This window comes from Streptomyces sp. NPDC107559 (genome assembly GCF_055657365.1).
In genome coordinates this window covers 1-1,093 of record NZ_JBVKBD010000064.1, presented here as the reverse complement: position 1 = coordinate 1,093, position 1,093 = coordinate 1, and the positions used below count along the sequence as shown (strand labels likewise).

General features: G+C 69.8%; 3 protein-coding genes. 1 reads left to right on the top strand and 2 read right to left on the bottom strand.

Annotated features, from left to right (window positions below; translation table 11 throughout):
* A partial coding sequence (locus ACZ7OY_RS44630) for a transposase (protein ID WP_472251229.1) occupies positions 1–549 on the top strand: 549 nt, incomplete at its 5' end.
* Here the strand turns inward: ACZ7OY_RS44630 and ACZ7OY_RS44625 are convergent.
* On the bottom strand, positions 524–751 hold the full coding sequence (locus ACZ7OY_RS44625; protein ID WP_472251228.1) for a hypothetical protein: 228 nt from the start codon (positions 749–751) through the stop codon (positions 524–526). The genes ACZ7OY_RS44630 and ACZ7OY_RS44625 overlap by 26 nt on opposite strands.
* A 152-nt stretch (positions 752–903) precedes the next feature.
* Positions 904–1,093 (bottom strand): hypothetical protein (locus ACZ7OY_RS44620; RefSeq protein ID WP_472251227.1); only part of this gene is annotated, 190 nt, incomplete at its 5' end.

Below are 1,093 nucleotides of genomic sequence, written 5' to 3'. Positions count from 1 at the left end.
GAGGGGCGCTTGCCGGATCCGACGGCCGCGATTGTGGACTCGCAGTCGGTGCGAGCGGCGGCGAACATCCCGCGCCCGACGTCCGGCTGGGACGGCGGGAAGAAGGTGGGCGGCCGCAAGCGGCACCTGGTGGTGGACTGCCTCGGCCTGGTCCTGGCCGTCGCGGTGACCGCGGCGAGTGTCCAGGACCGCGACGCCGCCGTCGGGCTGCTGGAGCGGCTGCGACGACAGCACTTCTCCATCCGCCTGGTGTGGGCGGACGGCGGCTGTTCCGGCCGGCTCGTCGACTGGGCCCAAGAAGAGCTCCGCCTCACCCTGGACATCGTCAGACGCACCGATGACACGTCGGGGTTCGTGGTGTTGCCCCGCAGGTGGGTGGCGGAACGGACGCTCAGCCGGCTCATGCGTTCGCGTCGTCTCGTGCGGGACCACGAGACGCTGTCCGTCATGCACGAGGCCATGGTGCTGTGGTCGATGACGATGCTCATGAGCGGCCGCCTCGCCGACCGGCACTCGACAGGATTCAGCCGCTCTGCGTCAGTGCGGTGAACACTCCGGGCCGCACTTGCCGGATCCAGCCCCGCTCCGCCAGCCGCTTCGCCTTCGACCGCACCCCCTCGACCTTCGCCGGCACCACCTCGAGCCCCAGAGCCGCAGCCAGCTGCTGACAGCGCATGCCCTCCCGACCGACGTCCGACTCCAGCAGGCCCACGATGTGCTGGTAGTCCACTGCCAGCACCGATGCCGTCATGCCCTCGCTCCGGTGCGGCACCGTCGATCCCACAACCGCCCCTGCCGCACAGACTCCGGCGCCACGTCCGGCTCCCCGGTCAGCACACCTCCGCCACCGTGACCCGGGCATCCACCAGACGCCGAAGAGCACGTTCCGCCTCATCGAGGGCGTCACGCAGGCGTGCCACCTCCTCCCGGATCTCCTTCTCCCGGGCCTCCAACAGACCGATCACCGACGGCACCGGGCACCTCCACGACCAGGACGAGCGGACGAAACACACCCATCTCTCCCGCTGCCAGCCGGAGTTCATGCCCACCCAGCCCGAACCAAACCATCACGTTCGGAAAGCGGATGACGTCT

Bases quoted from the DNA above. Each gene is read 5' to 3' on its own strand.
- ACZ7OY_RS44625 (WP_472251228.1), bottom strand. From the start codon at position 751: ATGACGGCATCGGTGCTGGCAGTGGACTACCAGCACATCGTGGGCCTG.